The 18990-nt window shown below is 66.6% G+C and carries 17 protein-coding genes and 1 pseudogene; 13 read left to right on the plus strand and 5 right to left on the minus strand.

From position 1 onward, the window contains the following. Window positions 1-167: 167 nt before the first annotated feature. Window positions 168-692, minus strand: a complete 525-nt coding sequence (locus ACVWYP_RS11825; RefSeq protein WP_304498756.1) for a DUF6101 family protein — start codon at window positions 690-692, stop codon at window positions 168-170. A 274-nt stretch (window positions 693-966) separates the two neighbouring features. Here ACVWYP_RS11825 and ACVWYP_RS11830 point away from each other — a divergent pair, with 274 nt between their 5' ends. From ACVWYP_RS11830 to lpxK, 6 genes and pseudogenes are all read left to right on the plus strand, one after another. Continuing rightward, window positions 967-2355: a TldD/PmbA family protein gene (locus tag ACVWYP_RS11830; RefSeq protein WP_028341081.1), complete on the plus strand. Its 1389-nt coding sequence runs from the start codon at window positions 967-969 to the stop codon at window positions 2353-2355. Continuing rightward, window positions 2342-3151 carry a 3'(2'),5'-bisphosphate nucleotidase CysQ gene (locus ACVWYP_RS11835; protein WP_304498757.1) on the plus strand — a complete coding sequence of 270 codons (810 nt, stop codon included), beginning with the start codon at window positions 2342-2344 and terminating at the stop codon, window positions 3149-3151. Before ACVWYP_RS11830 ends, ACVWYP_RS11835 begins: the two co-directional genes overlap by 14 nt. A gap of 130 nt (window positions 3152-3281) precedes the next feature. Further along, on the plus strand, window positions 3282-3530 hold the full coding sequence (locus ACVWYP_RS11840; protein WP_016848023.1) for a DUF4170 domain-containing protein: 249 nt from the start codon (window positions 3282-3284) through the stop codon (window positions 3528-3530). Continuing rightward, window positions 3527-4240: a lysophospholipid acyltransferase family protein gene (locus ACVWYP_RS11845; protein WP_028341079.1), complete on the plus strand. Its 714-nt coding sequence runs from the start codon at window positions 3527-3529 to the stop codon at window positions 4238-4240. Before ACVWYP_RS11840 ends, ACVWYP_RS11845 begins: the two co-directional genes overlap by 4 nt. Next, the gene (locus ACVWYP_RS11850; protein ID WP_304498758.1) at window positions 4203-5537 is read left to right on the plus strand and encodes a 3-deoxy-D-manno-octulosonic acid transferase; all 1335 of its coding nucleotides are present in this window, start codon (window positions 4203-4205) and stop codon (window positions 5535-5537) included. The genes ACVWYP_RS11845 and ACVWYP_RS11850 overlap by 38 nt, the downstream gene beginning before the upstream one ends. After that, a pseudogene (lpxK, locus tag ACVWYP_RS11855) lies at window positions 5530-6553 on the plus strand (tetraacyldisaccharide 4'-kinase). The gene ACVWYP_RS11850 and the pseudogene lpxK overlap by 8 nt, the downstream one beginning before the upstream one ends. 14 nt (window positions 6554-6567) lie before the next feature. Here lpxK and ACVWYP_RS11860 read toward each other — a convergent pair. Beyond that, complete coding sequence (locus ACVWYP_RS11860) at window positions 6568-6795, minus strand: DUF2093 domain-containing protein (protein WP_016848019.1); 228 nt, start codon at window positions 6793-6795, stop codon at window positions 6568-6570. A gap of 186 nt (window positions 6796-6981) precedes the next feature. Between ACVWYP_RS11860 and ACVWYP_RS11865 the strand changes: the two genes are divergently transcribed. Then, complete coding sequence (locus ACVWYP_RS11865) at window positions 6982-7812, plus strand: dienelactone hydrolase family protein (protein ID WP_304498760.1); 831 nt, start codon at window positions 6982-6984, stop codon at window positions 7810-7812. Between the two features lie 16 nt (window positions 7813-7828). Here ACVWYP_RS11865 and xseA read toward each other — a convergent pair whose 3' ends face one another. Continuing rightward, window positions 7829-9451 carry an exodeoxyribonuclease VII large subunit gene (gene xseA / locus ACVWYP_RS11870; RefSeq protein ID WP_304498761.1) on the minus strand — a complete coding sequence of 541 codons (1623 nt, stop codon included), beginning with the start codon at window positions 9449-9451 and terminating at the stop codon, window positions 7829-7831. A 165-nt stretch (window positions 9452-9616) separates the two neighbouring features. Between xseA and purD the strand changes: the two genes are divergently transcribed. Further along, a complete protein-coding gene (gene purD / locus ACVWYP_RS11875; protein ID WP_304498762.1) occupies window positions 9617-10894 on the plus strand; it encodes a phosphoribosylamine--glycine ligase in 1278 nt (425 codons plus the stop codon). A 46-nt stretch (window positions 10895-10940) separates the two neighbouring features. After that, complete coding sequence (locus ACVWYP_RS11880) at window positions 10941-12266, plus strand: adenylate/guanylate cyclase domain-containing protein (RefSeq protein ID WP_304498763.1); 1326 nt, start codon at window positions 10941-10943, stop codon at window positions 12264-12266. 139 nt (window positions 12267-12405) lie between these two features. Here the strand turns inward: ACVWYP_RS11880 and ACVWYP_RS11885 are convergent, their stop codons facing one another. Continuing rightward, on the minus strand, window positions 12406-13638 hold the full coding sequence (locus ACVWYP_RS11885; RefSeq protein WP_038388024.1) for an acyl-CoA dehydrogenase family protein: 1233 nt from the start codon (window positions 13636-13638) through the stop codon (window positions 12406-12408). Window positions 13639-13759: 121 nt separating this feature from the next. Here ACVWYP_RS11885 and ACVWYP_RS11890 point away from each other — a divergent pair, with 121 nt between their 5' ends. Next, window positions 13760-14665: an alpha/beta fold hydrolase gene (locus tag ACVWYP_RS11890; protein ID WP_304498766.1), complete on the plus strand. Its 906-nt coding sequence runs from the start codon at window positions 13760-13762 to the stop codon at window positions 14663-14665. 231 nt (window positions 14666-14896) lie between these two features. Here the strand turns inward: ACVWYP_RS11890 and ACVWYP_RS11895 are convergent, their stop codons facing one another. Then, entirely contained in the window at window positions 14897-15343 is a 447-nt protein-coding gene (locus tag ACVWYP_RS11895) for a nucleoside deaminase (RefSeq protein WP_244978690.1), read from the minus strand. Between the two features lie 140 nt (window positions 15344-15483). Between ACVWYP_RS11895 and ACVWYP_RS11900 the strand changes: the two genes are divergently transcribed. From ACVWYP_RS11900 to ACVWYP_RS11910, 3 genes are all read left to right on the plus strand, one after another. Beyond that, window positions 15484-17592 carry a pseudouridine synthase gene (locus ACVWYP_RS11900; protein WP_304498767.1) on the plus strand — a complete coding sequence of 703 codons (2109 nt, stop codon included), beginning with the start codon at window positions 15484-15486 and terminating at the stop codon, window positions 17590-17592. Between the two features lie 6 nt (window positions 17593-17598). Continuing rightward, window positions 17599-18162, plus strand: coding sequence for a 16S rRNA (guanine(966)-N(2))-methyltransferase RsmD (rsmD, locus tag ACVWYP_RS11905; RefSeq protein ID WP_304498768.1), 564 nt, complete (start codon window positions 17599-17601; stop codon window positions 18160-18162). 149 nt (window positions 18163-18311) lie between these two features. Beyond that, window positions 18312-18929: a hypothetical protein gene (locus tag ACVWYP_RS11910; protein WP_304498769.1), complete on the plus strand. Its 618-nt coding sequence runs from the start codon at window positions 18312-18314 to the stop codon at window positions 18927-18929. The last annotated feature ends 61 nt before the right edge of the window (window positions 18930-18990 follow it).

The following is an 18990-nucleotide window of genomic DNA, read 5'->3' on the forward strand; positions in this document are numbered from 1 at the left end:
GGTGTCGTCCCTGCGAAAGCAGGGACCCATAACCACCAACATTCATTGTTGAGCGAGGCTGGAACGACAAGTCGCGTCTCCACAACGTCGGCTGCGGCGTATGGGTCCCTGCTTTCGCAGGGACGACAGCGGTTGTGAGGCGAGCTGTGTACGAAGAAACGATAAAACTAATCCCGCGCGATGATCTCGCGCTCGTCGCGATGCACGCTGGTGCCGTTGAGGCTGACGCCGCCACGGCGGCGGACCAGGAATTTCGGCCTCCGCGCGCGGATCGCGTTGCGGCGACGGCGGCGCGGGGAGGGCGTCCGCGGCGCCGGCTCGGTCAGTTGCGGGAGACGGAAGATGTCGCTCCACATCTGCCAGGCGGAGCTGATCTCGTCGGCATCCGAACTGGAGCCGAGCGGAATAGAGAGCGCGGGATCGCGGTGAACCAGCACCAGCATCTGCGCGTCGTCGATGCCGCGCACCGCGACGCCGAGAAAGTCGCTGACGCGAACATTGACCGCCATCCGCATGCCGAGAACGGCGCGGCGCAGCACGACATGTTCGCGATGAAGCTCGACCTGCCGCATGCCGCCATCCGCGCGCGAATCCTGCGCGTGGAAGCTGAGCGGAAGGGAAAGAGGGTCGAGCCGCAATGCGCAGCTCGACCCGGCGGAATTGATTCCGCTTGTTGGTGTTTGACGCCTCAAAGCTCTGTCTCCCCGCCGGGATTTTGTTCCCAGTCGTTGTGTGAGAGCCTAGCCGAGCGATGTCCGTTCCCCCTTAAAAAGCCTGGTTAACCCCTCCTCACCTTGTGCCATGATTGACAAGAGGTTGGCCCGCATGATTGACGAAGCCTTGCCCCGATCACTCAAATCTTTGTTGCCTGCCGGTGCAAAGTGCTTGAAATCCCTGTGAAACCGGCACATCTGGTGGATCTGTCGACCTCGTTCCGGGCCCCCCTCAATCCGCAGGAATTCGTTCGTGAACTCTTCACCATCTGCATCGCGACACGGCGATACCTCCGATCTGTTCGACCAATCGGGCCTGAGCGACCTCGCGCAGCGCCTGGTCGATGCCGCAAAGCGCGCGGGGGCCGATGCGGCCGACGCCATCGCGGTGCGCGGCGTCTCGCAGGGCGTCGAGGTGCGCGATGGCCGCGTCGAGGAAACCGAGCGCTCCGAAGGCGATGACGTCGGCCTGCGGGTGTTCGTCGGCCAGCGCCAGGCGGTGGTGTCGACCAATGACGTCAGCGGCGACGGGGTCGCCAAGCTTGCCGAGCGTGCGGTCGCGATGGCGCGCGTGGCGCCGGACGACAAATATGTCGGTCTCGCCGATCCGGCGCTCCACGCCCGCGATTTCCCCGATCTCGATCTGCTCGATCGCAAGGTTCCGAGCACGGCCGAACTCGAGCAGCGCGCGATCGAAGCGGAGGCCGCGGCGCTCGCGGTCAAGGGGGTCACCAAGTCCGGCGGCGCGTCGGCCTCGACCGGGATCGGCGGCATGGTGCTGGTGACGTCGACCGGCTTCCACGGTTCTTATCTGCGCTCCAGCCACGGCATCTCGACCACGGCGATTTCCGGTGAGGGCACCGGCATGGAGCGCGACTACGATTTCACCAGCGCGCCGCATGCCTCCGATCTCGATTCACCTGCCACCGTCGGCCGCAAGGCCGGCGAGCGCGCGGTGGCGCGGTCCAATCCGCGCAAGGTCGAGACCTGCAAGGTGCCGGTGGTGTTCGATCCGCGGGTCGCCGGCTCGATCGTCGGCCATCTGGTCGGCGCCATCAACGGCGCCTCGATCGCGCGCAAGACCAGCTTCCTGAAGGACAAGCTCGGCGAGCAGCTGTTCTCCAGGGACATCCGCATCATCGACGATCCGTTGCGCGTGCGTGGCCTGCGCTCGCAGACCTTCGATGCCGAGGGCGTCAGGGTGAAGAAGACGGCGCTGATCGATGCGGGCGTGCTCACCACCTGGGTGCTGGATTCGGCGACCGCGCGCGAGCTCGGCCTGGTGACGACGGGGCATGCGCATCGCGGTGTGTCGTCCTCGCCGTCGCCCGGAACGTATAATCTGCATCTCGAGCCGGGTGCGGTGACGCCGAAGGAGCTGATCTCCGACATCAAGCAGGGCTTCTATGTCACCGACCTGATCGGCTCCGGCGTCAACGGCGTGACCGGCGATTACAGCCGTGGCGCGTCCGGCTTCTGGATCGAGAACGGCGAGATCACCTATCCGGTCAGCGAAGTGACCATCGCCGGCCATCTGCTGCCGATGTTCAAGTCGCTGGTCGCCGCCAACGATCTGGAATTCCGCTACGGCGTCAATTCGCCGACGCTGCGCATCGAGGGCCTGACGCTTGGCGGACGCTGATACGGACGACTGGACCAAGGCGCGCGATGCCGCCTTGCTGACCAGATCGGTGCAGGAGGCGGGCCGGCTCGCATCGTCGCTGTTCCGCACCGAATTGAAGAACTGGATCAAGGGCGCGTCCTCGCCGGTCTCCGAGGCCGACATCGCGGTCAACGATCTCCTGGAGCAGCAGCTGCGTTCGGCAACGCCTGGCTATGGCTGGCTGTCGGAAGAGAGCGCCGACAACGACACCCGCCTTGGCAGGCGCTTCACCTGGATCGTCGATCCGATCGACGGCACCCGCGCTTATCTCGCCGGCCGCGAGGATTGGTGCGTCAGTGTGGCGCTGGTTGAAAATGCAGCGCCGGTGCTCGCGGCGGTGTATGCGCCGGTCAGCGAGGAATTCTTCTTCGCCGCCCGCGGACAGGGCGCCACTCTGAACGACGGCGCGGTGCATGCAACCGCAGGCACCGATTTCAACTTTCCGCGGATGGCGGGACCGAAGCCGCTGGTGCAGCGGCTCAGCCCGACGCCGGACGAGATCACGCTCTATCCGCGGATCGGATCGCTGGCGCTGCGGCTGTGCCGTGTAGCACAAGGTCGACTTGACGCGGCCTTTGCCGGCGGGCAAAGCCGCGACTGGGATCTTGCCGCCGCGAATTTGATCGTGCAGGAAGCGGGTGGTAAGATGACCGCGCTCTCGGGGGACGCGATTGAGTACAATCGCCGGGAGGTGACGCATGGGGTGCTGGTGGCAGCAGGACGCGAACGTCATGCACGCATTGTCGAGCATTTTCGCAGCCGTCCTTTGCCGTGAGGCCCCGCCGATCCGCGCCGCGTTTCCGATTGTGACGACCAGACCTGCTGCGACAGCCTTGTGACGACCAGACCTGTGACGACCACGACTTCATTTGTTTGCCGGGCATCTCGTTAGGAAAACCACCATCATGTCAGACAATGCCCAGCCCCAGCTGCTTCACCTCGTGATCGGCGGCGAGTTGACCGATCTCGAGCACAACACCTTCAAGAATCTGGACGAAGTCGAGATCGTCGGCGTCTACCCGAACTATGCGACCGCCTATGCAGCCTGGAAGGCGAAGGCGCAGCAGACCGTGGACAACGCCCAGATGCGCTATTTCGTCGTTCATCTCCACCGGTTGCTCGATCCTGAGCAGGACACAAAGCATTCCCATTGAAACGACTTTTTCGCGATCTGCTGCGCAGCGGCTTCGTGCAGCGCGCGCTGGGTGTGCTTGCGGCCGAGTATCTGAGGCTGGTGTGGTACACCAACCGCTTCAGCTACCAGCCGCATGACGTGTACGGGATCGTCGAGCCCCTGATGCCGGCGATCTTCGTGTTCTGGCACGGCCAGCACTTCATGACGCCGTTCATCAAGACCAAGGAGAGCTACCGCGCCAAGGTGCTGATCTCCCGCCACCGCGACGGTGAATTCAACGCCCTCGCGGTGGAGCGGCTCGGCATCGGCACGATCAGAGGTTCCGGCGATCATTCCGGCGCGTTCCATCGCAAGGGCGGCGTCGGCGCCTTCCTGGAGATGGTTCGGGCGCTGGAAGACGGCTGCAACATGGCCACCACCGCCGATGTGCCGAAGCGGGCGCGGGTGGCGGGCCTCGGGGCTATCATGCTGGCGCGGGAGACCGGCCGGCCGATCATGCCCTTTGCGATGGTCACCAGCCGATTCATCCGGTTGAAAAACTGGGATTCGACCACCATCAATTTGCCATTCGGGCGCGGCGCAGTGGTAGGTATTGAGCCGGTCTATGTGCCGCCCGATGCCGACGCCGCGACGATGGAAAAGCTTCGGCAGCACGTGGAGGAACTTCTCAACGAAGCGACCCGACGTGCCTATGCAGCGGTCGGGCGGCCGGAGGCAGCGCTTGGCTAGCTCGCTACCGATGACGTTGCGTGTGTACCGCAAGCTGTCGTCCGCGATGGTGCCGCTCGCGCCTGCCCTGATCAAGCGGCGGCTCAAGCTCGGCAAGGAGGATCCAGAACGCGTCGGCGAGCGGCGCGGCGTGAGCGCCGATACCCGGCCGCAGGGCCCGCTGGTGTGGATTCACGGCGCCAGCGTCGGCGAGGTGCTGGCGGCGGCCGGGCTGATCGAGCGGCTGCGCGCGCTCAATCTGCGCATCCTGCTCACCTCGGGCACGGTGACCTCGGCCGCGATCGTCGCCAAGCGCTTCCCGCCCGACGTCATCCATCAATACGTGCCGTATGACTCGCCGCGTTATGTGACGCGTTTCCTCGATCACTGGCATCCGTCGCTGGCGCTGTTCATCGAATCCGATTTGTGGCCGAACCTGATCCTGTCGAGCGCCGCGCGGCGGCTGCCGATGGTGCTGATCAACGGACGGATGTCGCAGCGCTCGTTCCCGCGCTGGCGCCGGGTCTCCAACACCATCGGCGCGCTGCTCGGACGGTTCGACATCTGCCTCGCGCAGTCGAACACCGACGCCGAACGTTTTGCCGCGCTCGGCAGCCAAAACGTCGTCGTCACCGGCAACCTCAAGCTCGACGTCGCGGCGCCGCCGGCCGATCCGGCCAAGCTGGAGCGGCTGATGTCGGTCACGCGCGGCCGCGCCATCGTGGTTGCCGCGTCGACCCATCCCGGCGAGGAAGAGATCCTGATCGAGGCGCACAAGTCGCTGGCGGGATTCTTCACCGGCCTGCTGACAGTGATCGTGCCGCGGCATGCCGCGCGCGGCGGGGCGGTGGCGCGGCTGGTGACGGAGGCGGGCCTGCGCCCCGGCCTGCGCTCGCATGAGGATCTGCCGGTCGCGACCACCGATATCTACGTCGCCGATACGATGGGCGAGCTCGGCCTGTTCTATCGCCTCGCGCCGATCGTGTTCATGGGCGGCTCGCTGGTCTCGCATGGTGGCCAGAATCCGATCGAGGCGATCAAGCTTGGCGCGGCGATCGTGCACGGCCCGCATGTGTTCAACTTCACCGATGTCTATGAGGCGCTCGATCGCGCCGGCGGCGCGCGCCGCGCCGATGATCGGGAAGCGCTGGTCAAGCAGCTCGGCCAGTTCCTTGCCGATTCCGCGGCACGCGACACGTCGCTGGCCGCCTCCGAGCGCGTCGTCGAACAGCTCGGTGGCGCGTTGGAGCGCACGGTGACCGCTCTCGAGCCCTATCTGTTGCAGTTGCGGCTCGAGATGGGAGCCGCCAATGCGTGAGCCGGCCTTCTGGCACCGGCCGTCGTCTTGGACATCGCAACTGCTCCAACCGCTTGCCGCGCTTTACGGCGCGGTCGCCGCACGGCGCATGCGGCAATCCGGCGTCGACGCCGGCATTCCCGTGGTCTGCGTCGGCAATTACCATGTCGGCGGCGCCGGCAAGACGCCGACGGTGCTGGCGCTGGCAAAATTGCTGCGCGAAATTGACGAGCGGCCGGTGGTGCTCAGCCGCGGCTATGGCGGCAGGCTCGGCGGCCCGGTCAAGGTCGATCGCGACAGCCACACGGCGGCCGATGTCGGCGACGAGCCGCTGATGATGGCGGCGAGCTTGCCGGTCGTGGTGTCGCGCGACCGCGCCGCAGGCCTGGCGCTGGCGCGCGCGCAGGATGCCAGCGTGATCCTGATGGATGATGGCTTCCAGAATCCGAGCGTGCTCAAGGACACCTGCCTGATCGTGATCGACGGCACGCGCGGCGTCGGCAATGGGCGCGTGATTCCGGCCGGACCGTTGCGCGCGCCGCTGGCGCCGCAGCTGGAACGGGACCGACGCGTTGATCGTGGTCGGCGAGGGGAGCGCGGCGCAAAGGATTGCGGCCGAGCTGGCGTCCCGCGGCAAGCCGGTGCTGTCGGCGCATCTGAAGCCGGACCAGGCTTCGCTGGCGACGCTGGGCGGAACACGTGCGCTCGCCTTTGCCGGCATCGGCGATCCCGCGCGCTTCTTCAACACGTTGCGCTCAAGCGGCGTCGACGTCGTGCGCAGCAAAGCTTTCGCCGATCATCATGCCTTCACGAAGGAGGAGATCGAGCGGCTCGTTGCCGACGCGCGTGGCGATGCCCTGACGCTGGTGACGACGGAAAAGGATCTCGCGCGGTTGCGTGGTCCGGACGGGATGCCGGCCTGGGCCCAGGCGATCGTGCCGTTCGCGGTGACGCTGCAATTCGATGATGGCGACGCGCTGCGGCGGCTGGTGGCCGATCAGCTGTTCAGGGCGCGGGACAGGAGGCTGCGCAAATGAACCCGGCCTTGAGCCTAGGCCTGCGGCTTGAGGACGCCGGGATGGTGGCGCTGCAGCACGGCAGTCGGGGTGGCGTAGGCCTCCTGCAGATCGACGCTCCAGTACTTCAGCTCGTCGAGCGGAATCCGGACGTCGGTGATGGCACAACGCACAAAGGTGCCGGGCGAGATCACGCGGAAATCGCCGTCGAGATATTGCACCTGCGCTTCGCCATGGCCCGAGGGACCGAACTTGTTCAGCACGATTGAGCTCTCCGCCTTGCCTCCAACGAGGCCGTCTGGATGTCGATGAAACCGTCTATCACAGATAGGGTGTCATGTCCGCCCGTTAAACCACCGACTTGTGATGATTTGGCGGCGGACGCGCATGGTAGCCTTGCGGCCGTGGTCCGCTGTGTTTGCGGCGCCATAACGAGCCGGCCGGATCGGATGCGCCTCAAGCCAGTTTTCATGTGCCTCGCCATGCTTGCCGTGCCGGCCGCGGCCGCGGCGCCGCTTCCGGCCCCACATCAGGTCGAAATCCCCGAAGGCAACGTCACGCTGCACGCACAGCTCTACCGGCCCGATGGCGACGGCCCGTTCCCGACCGTGATCGCGCTGCATGGCTGCGGCGGTCTCGCCGGCCGTTCCGAGCCGGTCCTGCCGCGCTATCGCGACTGGGCCGAGCAACTGCTGACGACCGGCCATGCGGTACTGCTGCCGGACAGCTACGGCTCGCGCGAGCTCGGTCCGCAGTGCCGCATCAGGGAGCATCAGGTCCAGACCCGCCGTGCACGGGTCGCCGACATCAATGCGGCGCGGCAATGGCTGGTGCAGCAGAAATGGGTGGCGAAGCGCCGCATCAGCCTGATCGGCTGGGGCAACGGCGCCGCCGCTTTGCTGTGGGCGGTGCGGCCGCAGATGTGGTCGCGCAACGTCGAGCCGGATTTTCGCTCGGCGGTCGCGTTCTATCCGGATTGCCGCGCCTCGTTCGGCCTCGGCTGGAGCGCGCGGGTGCCGACGCTGGTGCTGATCGGCGCGCGTGACGACGTGACATCATCATCGGCCTGCCACCAGATGGTCGACGGCGCCCGCGGCCGCAGCGCGCTGGCGCGGATCGTGGTCTATCCCGAGGCCTATCACGACTTCGACCGTCCCAACCTGCCGCTGCACGCGGTCGCGGCCTCCGATGCCGAGATCGCCGAGCGCGGTCACATCGGCACCGATAGCGGCGCGCGCAAGGATGCGCAAAAGCAAGTCGCCGAGTGGCTGTCGCGCTAAGACAGTTGTTGCCGGGCTAGAACAAGCTGCCCTGATCCACCGGCTTGGTGGCGCGCTTCGACGCCGCAGGCTTTGCCTCGCGCGGCTGAGGCTTCGGCTGGCTCTCGGGCGCTAATGTTGCCGGGGGCTGATTGGCGTCAGCGGTGGCGGCGACGCGGCCATCGGCGAACTCGATCGAAAGGCCGGCGTTCGGTCCGACCGCCGCGGCGGAGTGCAGGGCGTGGCCGTGCGCGTCGCGCACCAGCGCGAAGCCGCGCGCCAGCACGCCGCGATAGGACAGCGCCGATAGCAGCTGTCCGCTATGGGCGACGCGTGCCTCGAGCCGCTGCATCGTCGTCACCAATGCGCGGCGGGCGCGCTCGGCGAGGCGGTGGGTGCGCTCGAGGTCGCGGGCGATGGCGTTGCGCTGGGCCTTGGCATTGGCGAGCTTCGAGGCCTTGAGCCGGATTTCGAGCCCGCTGAAGCGCTCGCGGCGGCGATGCAGCAGCGCGCGCGCCGACAGCGTGATGCGCTCGCCGGATGCGGTGAGCCGCTGCCGCGCATGGGCGATCTGGCCGCGCAGCACGCCGATGGTGAGGCGCGAACTGCTGGCGGCAAAGCGGCGGAAATGCGCGTGCGTATTGGCCTTCAGCCCGCGCGGCAGCCCTGCTGCGAGATGATCGAGCCGCTGCCGCGGGATCGCCAGCAGCTCGTGCGCCGCCGGCAGCGCCCGCGCCGCGGCGCGCAGCTCGTTGCGGCGGGCCTCCTGGGCGCGCTGCCAGCACACCATGGTGCGGCGGGCGAGCGCCCGAACCTCGACGAACAGCTCGCTGCGCACCGGCACCGCCATTTCGGCGGCGGCGGTCGGCGTCGGCGCGCGCTTGTCGGCGACGAAGTCGATCAGCGTGATGTCGGTCTCATGGCCGACCGCCGAGATCAGCGGGATGTGGCTCTCGGCCGCGGCGCGGACCACGATCTCCTCGTTGAACGACCAGAGGTCCTCCAGCGAGCCGCCGCCGCGCGCGACGATCAAGAGATCAGGCCGTGGAATCCGGCCGTCCTCCGGCAGCGCGTTGAAGCCGCGGATCGCGGCCGCCACCTGTTCGGCCGAGCCGTCGCCCTGCACCTTGACCGGCCAGACCAGCACATGGCGGGGGAAGCGGTCCTCCAGCCGGTGCAGGATGTCGCGGATCACGGCGCCGGTCGGCGAGGTGACGACGCCGATCACCTCGGGCAGCCAGGGCAAGAGCTGCTTGCGGGCCTCGTCGAACAGGCCCTCGGCGGCGAGCTTCTTCTTGCGCTCCTCCATCAGCGCCATCAGCGCGCCGACGCCGGCGGGCTCCAGCGAATCGATGACGATCTGGTACTTCGAGGAATTCGGATAGGTGGTCAGCTTGCCGGTGGCGATGACCTCGAGGCCCTCCTGCGGCTTGAAGCGCATCCGGGCATGGGCGAACTTCCAGATCACCGCCTCGATCTTGGCGCTCTCGTCCTTCAGCGCGAAATAGCAGTGGCCGGAGGAATGCGGGCCGCGAAAACCCGAAATCTCGCCGCGGACACGGACATGGCCGAAGCGGTCCTCCACCGTCCGCTTCAGGGCGGAGGAGAGTTCCGAGACGGTGAATTCAGGCGCGTTGACGAGATTCGGAGCAGCGGTCATCTGATCTATAGAATCGGGGTTTTCGACCCCGTGTGCAAGGTCCGGACGCCGCGTTTCGGGCGTCGAATCACATATCCACATCTGATCGAACCGCGTGTTGCTGCGGTTCGGGAGCGTGCTAAACCGGACGAAATGGCGTTACAACCCCTCTGATCGGCGACACAGATGAACATCCTCCTGCTCGGTTCCGGCGGCCGCGAACATGCGCTGGCGTGGAAGATCGCCGCGTCCCCGCTGGTGACGAAACTCTGGTGCGCGCCGGGCAATGCCGGGATCGCGCGCGAGGCCGAATGCGTCGCGCTCGACGTCGCCGACCACGCCGCGGTGATCGAATTCTGCCGGCGCAATGCGGTCGATCTGGTGGTGGTCGGTCCGGAGACGCCGCTCGCCGCCGGGATCGTCGACGACCTCGCCGCGGTCGACATCAAGGCGTTCGGGCCGAGCAAGCAGGCCGCCCAGCTGGAGGGCTCCAAGGGTTTCACAAAGGACCTCTGCAGCGAGTTCGACATTCCGACCGGTGCCTATCGCCGCTTCGACAATGCGAAGGACGCGGTGGCCTATGTCCGCGCCCAGGGCGCGCCGATCGTGGTCAAGGCCGATGGACTTGCGGCCGGCAAGGGCGTCGTGGTGGCACAGACGCTGCCCGAGGCCGAGGCCGCGATTGCGATGATGTTCGAGGGCGCGTTCGGCTCGGCCGGCGCCGAGGTCGTGATCGAGGAATTCCTCTCGGGTCGCGAGATCAGCTTCTTCGCGCTGTGCGACGGCGAGACCGCGATCCCGCTGGCCTCGGCGCAGGACCACAAGCGGGTGTTCGATCACGACAAGGGGCCGAACACCGGCGGCATGGGCGCCTATTCGCCGACGCCGTTCGTGACATCAGAGGTGCACGACCAGATCATGGCGCGGATCATCCTGCCGACGGTGGCCGGGATGAAGAGCCGCGGCATGCCGTTCAAGGGCGTGCTCTATGCCGGCGTGATGCTGACCGCGCAGGGCCCAAAACTGTTCGAATACAATGTCCGCTTCGGCGATCCCGAGTGCCAGGTGCTGATGCTGCGGATGATGTCGGACATCGTGCCGGCGCTGCTCGCCTCCATCGACGGGCAATTGAAGAACTTCGATCTGCGCTGGTATCCGGACCCGGCGCTGACGGTGGTGATGGCGGCCAAGGGCTATCCCGGCGATTACATCAAGGGCACGCGGATCGACGGTCTCGACGACGCCGCCAAGGTCGAGGGCGTCGAGATCTTCCACGCCGGCACGGTGGCGAAGGATGGCGCAATCATCGCCAATGGCGGCCGGGTGCTGAACGTCTGCGCGATGGGCAAGACGGTCACCGAGGCGCGCGACCGCGCCTATCAGGCTGTCGATCGGATCAAATGGCCGGACGGATTCTGCCGTCGCGACATTGCCTGGCAGGCGGTGGAGGCGGAGAAGGGTTGATCGATCCGGCCTCAGCGGCGACAATGGCGCGCCCGGGGGCCTTCGAATGACGGATTTCAGACTGCCCGAGACGCACTATGCGCAAAGCGCCGACGCGAGCATCGCCTATCAGGTGATGGGCGATGGTCCTGTCGACATCATCCTTGTCCCCGGCTTGTTCTCGCACATCGAGTTCATGCACGAGATGCCCGGCTACACCGCCGTGCTGCGCCGCCTGTCGCGCTTCGCCCGGGTCGTGACCTTCGACAAACGCGGACAGGGATTGTCGGATCGGATGACCGGCGCGCCCTCCCTCGAGCAGCGCATGGACGACGTCCGGGCCATCATGGATGCCATCAGCTCCACGAAGGCGGTGTTGTTCGGCTTCTCCGAGGGCTGTCCGATGAGTGTGCTGTTTGCAGCGACCTATCCGGACCGCGTTTCGCATCTCGTTCTGCTCGGCAGTTTTGCCCGCTCGAAGGATCGCCTGCCGGACGACGTGTGGCAGCTGCGCTGCGACGAGATCGTGCGGAACTGGGGTTCCGGCGACACGGTCAAGACTGTCGCGCCGAGCCAGGCAACGAATGCAGAAGTGATCGCGCAGATCGCGAAATTCGAGCGGCTGTCGAGCAGTCCGGGAGCGTTGCGGACGCTGCTCGTTCTCAATCGCGCGATCGACGTCACGACGATCCTGCCGATGCTCCAGACTCCGACGCTTGTCCTGCATCGGATCGGCGATGCCCGCGTTCCCGTGGCGCTCGGCCGTGCTGTCGCGCGCTCGATCCCCGCCGCGAAATACGTGGAATATCCGGGCTGCGATCACTACTATTGGGTCGGCGAGACCGAGGCGATGCTCGGCGATGTCGAGGAATTCGTCACCGGCCATCGCGATGGTGGTGATGCCGAACTCGACCGTGTGCTTGCGACCGTGCTGTTCACCGATATCGTCGATTCGACCCGAAGCGCCGCGGTGATGGGAGATCATCGTTGGCGACGTCTGCTCGACGATCACGATCAACTCGCACAGCAGATGGTCGGCCGCCATCGCGGCCATCTGGTGAAGAGCACTGGCGACGGCATTCTGGCGACCTTCGACGGTCCCGGCCGCGCCGTGCGCTGTGCGCTGGCGTTCGGCTCGGCCGCGCGGCAGATCGGCCTGCCGGTGCGAGCAGGCCTGCACACCGGCGAGATCGAGGTGAGGGGGGCGGATATCGGCGGCATAGCGGTACACGCCGCGGCGCGCGTGATGTCGCAGTGCGGCTCGAACGAGGTGCTGGTGTCACGCGTGGTGACCGATCTGGTCGCGGGCGCCGGGTTGAAATTCGCCGAGCGCGGCGCGTTCGAGCTGAAGGGACTGCCCGGGACATGGGAGCTGTTTGCGGCGAGTGGCTAGACTAGGCTCGGCCCCACGCCGTCATTCCGGACGACGCGCATCGCGCGCCGATCCGGAATCTCGATGTTGTGGGCACCTTCTCACCTTATCTCGAGATTCCGGGTTCGGCGCGTTGCGCCGCCCCGGAATGACGAAGTGGTCAGAGCAGATCCCCGCCCGCCGCTGACGCCGTGGTGCCGTGCTCGCGGAACGCCTTGATGACGTTCTTGCCGATCTTCCACTTGTGCACCTCGTCGGGGCCGTCGACCAGCCGCTGCGAGCGCACCTGGGTGTACCACTTCGCCAGCGGTGTATCCTGGCTGAAGCCGAGCGCGCCGTGGAGCTGGATCGCGGTGTCGATCACCTTGTGCACCATGTGGGCATGGAAGATCTTGGCGATCGAGTTCTCCTGGCGGATGTCGAGGCCCTTCTCGGCCTTGTAGGCGATATGCAGCAGCATCAGCCGGCCGATATAGAGCTCGCTCGCGCAGTCGGCGAGCATGAACTGCACCGCCTGACGGTCGGCCAGCAGCTGGCCGAAGGTCGAGCGTTTTGTCACGTGGGCGGCCGCCATGTCGAGCGCGCGCTGCGCCTTGGCAACGTTGTGCATGCCGTGGCGCAGCCGGCCGTAGGCGAGGCGGTGCTGCCCCATGTTGAAGCCGTTGCCTTCGCCGCCGAGCAGATTGTCGGCCGGCACCTTCAGATCCTTGATCTCGATCTCGGAGTGGCCGCCGTGGATCACGTCGTCATGCGGCCCCTCGATCGCCATGTTGGCGACGTTGCGCTTGATGCGGTAGCCGGGGTTGGGCAGCTCGACGATGAAGGTCGAGTACTGCTTGTGGCGCGGCGCGTTCGGATCGGTCTTCGCCATGACCAGCGCGAGGTCGGCGACGCTCGCCGACGAGGAAAACCATTTCTCGCCGTTGAGGATGTAGTTCTCGTTGCCGTCCTTCACGGCGGTGGTCTGCATGCCGGTGGCATCGGCGCCGGCGGCCTTTTCCGTCATCGAGAAGCAGATGCGCTTCTCGCCGTTCAGCAGGGGCTTGAGGAATTTTTCCTTCTGGTACTCGGTGCCGTGCGCCAGGATCGTCATCATCGAGGCGTCGTCCGGTCCCTGCGTGTTCATCGAGAGCGCGCCGAGCATGCTCTCGCCGAGCTCCATCTGCACCAGGGCGTTGGCGAGCGGGCCGAGCCCCATACCGCCGTACTCCTTGGGCACGAAGGGGCACCACAGGCCCTGCGCGCGGGCCTTCTTCCGCAGCGGTCCCAGCACCTCGGCAAGCGGCTTGGTGTCGAGTTCCTTTTCCGCCGGAATGCATTCGTCGTGGACGAATTTGCGAACCTTCTCGCGGATCGCCTTGGCTTCGGCCGGGATTTCGAAATCGATCGACATGGCACTTCCTCGTTTCATGTTGTTGTTGGCAGGACTTGAGGATGGCATAAACCTGACCTGAGCCAGCAGCAACGCCGAACAAAGTTTGAAGCACGGCGCACGCGACCGGGAGGAGCTACCGATGCCTGATCTCGCTGATCTTTTTCCCGGCTATGAATCAAAATGGATCAACACCTCGCAGGGCCGCATCTTCGCCCGCGTCGGCGGCAAGGGCCCACCCTTGCTGCTGCTGCACGGCTTCTCCTCGACGCATGTGATGTGGCACACAGTTGCGCCGAAGCTTGACGATGCATTCACGCTGATCATCGCCGACCTGCCGGGCTACGGCTGGTCCGATATGCCCGACAGCGACAAGGACCATACGCCCTACACCAAGCGAGCGTGGGCAAAGACCATGGTCGAGGTGATGGAGCAACTCGGGCATGTGCATTTCGCGCTCGCCGGCCACGACCGCGGCGGCCGGGTGTCGTACCGGCTCGCGCTCGATCATCCCGGCCGGCTGTCGAAGCTTGCGGTGCTCGATATCGCGCCGACCTATGATTACTGGCAGAAGCTCAATCGCCTGTCGGCGCTGAAGATCTACCACTGGGCGTTCCTGGCGCAGCCCTATCCGCTGCCGGAGACGTTGATCTCCAACAATGGCGAATTCTTCCTCAAGGAGAAGATGGCGAGCCAGACCAAAAGCAAGACGCTGGAGGCGATCGATCCGCGCGCGCTCGCGCACTACCTTGCGCCATTCCGCGATCCCGCGCGCATCCACGCGATGTGCGAGGACTATCGCGCCGGCGCCTATGCCGACTACGAGATCGACAAGGCCGATGTCGACGCCGGCAAGAAGATCACGGTCCCGATGCTGGCGCTGTGGGGCGATGCCGGGGTTGCGAGCGCCGCAACGACGCCGCTCGACACCTGGAAGACCTGGGCCACCAATGTCAGCGGCGCGCCGGTGGCGTCGGGGCACTTCCTGCCCGAGGAGAATCCGGAGGCGACGGCGAAGCTGCTGCGGGAGTTTTTCCTGGCGGGGTGACTCCGCTCGCGCACCGTCATCCGAAGAGACCGTGAATATATGACTCTCGATGACGCAACACACTCGATGTCGTCCCGGCGAAAGCCGGGACCCATAACCACCGAAGGTTATTGTTGCACGACGCTGGGGCCACAGCTTTCTAACGACTCAACCCTGTGGTTATGGGTCCCGGCTTTCGCCGGGACGACGAGGGGAGAGATTGCGCTGCGCTTCGTCCGCGCTACGCGATCGTCAGCGTCGCTCCCTGAAGAACTCGCGCAGCAGGCGCGCGGACTCGGTCTCGCCGACCGCGCCATAGACCTCCGGCACATGGTGGCAGGTCGGCTGCGCGAAGAACCGGACGCCTGACTCGACCGCGCCGCCCTTGGGGTCGGCGGCGCCGTAATAGAGCCGGCGGATGCGGGCAAAGGAGATCGCGCCGGCACACATGGTGCAGGGCTCCAGCGTCACGTAGAGGTCGCAATCGACCAGCCGCTCGGTGCCGATGGCCTCGGCGGCCTGCCGGATCGCGAGGATTTCCGCATGGGCCGTCGGATCGCGGTCGGTCAGGGTGCGGTTGCCGGCGGTGGCGATCACCTCATAGCCCCGCACAATCACGCATCCGATCGGAACCTCGCCCGCTTTTCCGGCATTTTCGGCGGTTTTTAGCGCCAGATCCATGAAAGAAGGGGCAGACATGCCTCGTATCATCGGAAGAAACCTGCTAGTAGCGTCGCCTTCAGCAGAAGTGGATGCCGGTTTTGCGTCAGTCGCGCCCAGATGGCGCGCGTATCGCCGGTTGCCCTGCGCCCCAATTGAACCTCCAGGCGAGAACATTCATGCCCCGCGACAGCGACAAAAACAACGATTCCCGCGGCCGGCGGGATCGACCCGGCGGCGGCAAGGGTCGCTCCGGTGCCGCCCGTGGCCCGGACAAGAAGTTTGCGAAGCGCGGCTTTGGCGACAAGAAGTTTGCCGGCAAGGGTGATGGCGAAAAGCGGCCCTACCGCGGCGATCGCGAGGACCGTCCGCCGCGCCGCGAGTTCGGCGACAAGCCGAGGTTCAACCGCGACGACCGCCCCCGCGGCGATCGGCCGGTCCGCCGGGATCGCAACAGCGACCCTAGTGATCGGCCCGCGCGTGACGGCGATGGCGAGAGGCGCACGTTCAAGCCGCGCGAAGACCGCGGCGGCGAAAAGCGACCCTACACGCCCCGTGGCGACCGCCCGAACTTCAATCGCGACGACCGCGCGCCGCGGCGCGATCGCGATGATGCCCGCCCGGCGGGGCGGTCTTCCGATCGGAAGTTCGGCGACCGCAAGCCTTACGCGGCGCGCGAGCGCGACGGCGAGAAGCGGCCGTATACGCCGCGTGGCGAGCGATCGTTCGGCGATCGTCCCTCGCGCGGCGGCGACCGGCCCGCGCCGAAATTCGGTGGCGACAGCAAGTTCAAGCGCGGTGCGGCGGATCGCGGGGGTGATCGTGGCGATCGCGGCCCGCGCAAGGACTTTGGCGATCGGCCGCCGCGCGGCGAATCCAAGCCATGGCAGAAGCGCGAGGGCGGCTCCGATCGTCCGGAGCGGGGTTCGCGTCCGTTCCGCGACGGCCCGCGCAATTTCGACAAGCCGCGTTACGACAGGCCGCGCGATGATCGTGGCGGCGGCGAGCGGCCCAGGTTCTCGCGCTCACGCGACGATCGCGAGCAGGGCGATCGCCATGAGCGGCCGAAGTTCAGCCGGCCGCGCTGGGAGCGGGACGAGGCTGGTGGCGACAATCGCCGCCGCGAGCGCCCCGAAGGCCGCACCGACTGGCAGGAACATCCGCGCAGCGAAGGCCGCTTCTCCGACCGGCCGCGCCGCGACAATGAAGACGACAGCAAGGTCTTTGCGAAGCGCCCGGCCTTCGGCGGCCGCGGCGCCTATCGCGAACGCTCCTACGACGAGCGCCGCGAGCGTCCCGAGCCGAAGCCGAAGAAGACCGGCGAGCGCATCGCCAAGGTGCTGGCGCGCGCCGGCCTGGCTTCGCGCCGCGATGCGGAGGAGATCGTCACCCAGGGCCGGGTCACGGTCAACGGACGCGTGATCAACTCGCCGGCGCTCGATATCACCGAGAACGATGTGGTGGCGGTCGACGGCAAGCCGTTGCCGCCGCGCGAGCGGACGCGGCTGTTCATGTATCACAAGCCGCGCGGGCTGATGACGACGCATGCCGATCCCGAGGGGCGGCCGACCGTGTTCGACAATCTGCCCGAGGGCTTGCCGCGGCTGATCTCGATCGGCCGGCTCGATTTCAACACCGAGGGCCTGTTGCTGCTGACCAATGACGGCGGCCTGGCGCGGACACTGGAGCACCCCGACACCGGATGGCTGCGCCGCTATCGCGTGCGCGCGCATGGCGAAGTGACACAGGGCCAGCTCGACCAGCTCAAGGGTGGCGTCGAGGTCGACGGCGTCAAATACGGGCCGATCGACGCGACGCTGGAGCGCGACCAGAGCTCCAACGTCTGGGTGGTGTTCGCGATCCGCGAGGGCAAGAATCGCGAGGTGCGCAATGTGATGGCGCATCTCGGGCTCGAGGTGAACCGGTTGATCCGGATCTCCTACGGCCCGTTCCAGCTCGGCGAGCTCGAGGAGGGCAAGGTCGAGGAGGTCAAGACGCGGGTGCTGCGCGAGCAGCTCGGCGAGAAGATCGCCAAGATCGCGGGTGCCGACTTCACGCGGCCGGAGCAGCGTGACCCAGCCGACGGCGACGATATGCCCGCCAGGAAGCCGAAGCCCAGCAAGCGCGAAACCATCAATGATCGCAAGGGCCGCCGCGTGCTGGTGCAGCGCACCGGCAGCGAGGAAGCGCGTGCCCGTAACGAGGACGAGGCCAGCGGCTACGGCCCGCCGCGCCGTCCCAAGCGCGGCTATCACGGCAAGCGCGATCTCACGCCGAAGGACGAGTAACGGTCAATGCGTGTCGTTGGGGGCAGGCTGAAGGGCCGCAACCTGGCTTCGCCGTCGGGCCACGAGATCCGCCCGACCGCGGACCGCCTGCGCGAGTCCGTGTTCAATATCCTGATCCACGCCTACGACAATCCGATTGAGGATGCGCGCGTGCTCGATCTGTTTGCCGGCACCGGCGCGCTCGGCATCGAGGCGGTCTCGCGCGGCGCCAGGTTCACGCTGTTCGTCGACAATGGCGCCGAGGCGCGGGCGCTGCTGCGCAACAATGTCGAGTCGCTCGGCCTCGGCGGCACGACCAAGGTCTATCGCCGCGATGCCACCGATCTTGGACCTGCACATCCGGTCGAGCCGTTCTCGCTGGTGTTTCTCGATCCGCCCTATGGCAAGGGGCTGGCCGAGAAGGCGCTCGCCTCGCTGCGCGATGGCGGCTGGCTGACGCCGGGTGCGCTGCTTGTGGTGGAAGAGGCAAAGGCCGCGGCGTTCGCGGCGCCCGAGGGCTTCGAGGAGCTCGAGCGGCGCGCCTATGACGACACGGAGTTCGTGTTTTTGCGAGCTGTCGCCGCAATCTAATCTGTCGTCCCTGCGAAAGCAGAATTCGTAGGATGGGTAGAGCGAAGCGAAACCCATCAACTTCTGAGCCGCGGGAGAGATGATGGGTTTCGCCGCGCTCTACCCATCCTACGCGATACTGATTCATCACCGCTAGCGGAGCGCGAACCATGGCCGACACTCTTGCCGGGCTGGCCGGTCAGCTGGAGACGCAGGTCAAGGCGTTGCGCGGCGCTGGCGATGATGCGGCGCTGCTTGCCGCAGCGCGCGATGCCGCCGACCAGATCGAACGCCGTCGCGGCGCGCAGGATGGTGACGAACGTGAAGTGCTCATGATGGTCCAGCGCTGGACGTTCAATGCGGCGGCCGATTGCTGGCCGGGCTGGAGCGTGTCCGACAAGCCGATCAATCAGGACAATCTGCTGGCCGCACGCGAGCTTGCGGAACGTTCGTTAGCGCTGGTGCGGAGCCTGGGGCTCGCACCGCTGCGCGAGGGAACGGGCGTCTGGATGGTGGGGGCCTTCGACCTTGCGCTCGGCCGCTACGACGACGCGTCCCGGCTGTTCCGCGATGCGCGGGAGCAATATGTTGCAGCGAGCGCGCCCGGCCTCGTGCTGCTGGTGGACGGCTATGCCGCGATCGTCCGGCAGGTCGGCAAGCGCGCGGCCGATGGTGATGATCTCGATCAGGCCTGTCAGCGGATCGCGGCAGGCGGGTTCGAGGATGGCGACGAATGGATCGCGCAGTTGCGCACGGCGCTGGAGGTGTTCACTCGGCAAAATTCGTAGGATGGGTAGAGCGCAGCGAAACCCATCAAGCTACGTCTGTGCGGCGAGATGATGGGTTTCG

The sequence above is a fragment of the Bradyrhizobium sp. USDA 3262 genome, assembly GCF_054060035.1.

Coding starts and splice junctions, on each gene's coding strand:
- ACVWYP_RS11840 (WP_016848023.1), top strand. CDS start 3,282: ATGTCAGACAATGCCCAGCCCCAGCTGCTTCACCTCGTGATCGGCGGC.
- ACVWYP_RS11850 (WP_304498758.1), top strand. CDS start 4,203: ATGCAGCGGTCGGGCGGCCGGAGGCAGCGCTTGGCTAGCTCGCTACCG.
- ACVWYP_RS11865 (WP_304498760.1), top strand. CDS start 6,982: ATGCGCCTCAAGCCAGTTTTCATGTGCCTCGCCATGCTTGCCGTGCCG.
- xseA (WP_304498761.1), bottom strand. CDS start 9,451: ATGACCGCTGCTCCGAATCTCGTCAACGCGCCTGAATTCACCGTCTCG.
- purD (WP_304498762.1), top strand. CDS start 9,617: ATGAACATCCTCCTGCTCGGTTCCGGCGGCCGCGAACATGCGCTGGCG.
- ACVWYP_RS11880 (WP_304498763.1), top strand. CDS start 10,941: ATGACGGATTTCAGACTGCCCGAGACGCACTATGCGCAAAGCGCCGAC.
- ACVWYP_RS11885 (WP_038388024.1), bottom strand. CDS start 13,638: ATGTCGATCGATTTCGAAATCCCGGCCGAAGCCAAGGCGATCCGCGAG.
- ACVWYP_RS11890 (WP_304498766.1), top strand. CDS start 13,760: ATGCCTGATCTCGCTGATCTTTTTCCCGGCTATGAATCAAAATGGATC.
- ACVWYP_RS11895 (WP_244978690.1), bottom strand. CDS start 15,343: ATGTCTGCCCCTTCTTTCATGGATCTGGCGCTAAAAACCGCCGAAAAT.
- ACVWYP_RS11900 (WP_304498767.1), top strand. CDS start 15,484: ATGCCCCGCGACAGCGACAAAAACAACGATTCCCGCGGCCGGCGGGAT.
- rsmD (WP_304498768.1), top strand. CDS start 17,599: ATGCGTGTCGTTGGGGGCAGGCTGAAGGGCCGCAACCTGGCTTCGCCG.
- ACVWYP_RS11910 (WP_304498769.1), top strand. CDS start 18,312: ATGGCCGACACTCTTGCCGGGCTGGCCGGTCAGCTGGAGACGCAGGTC.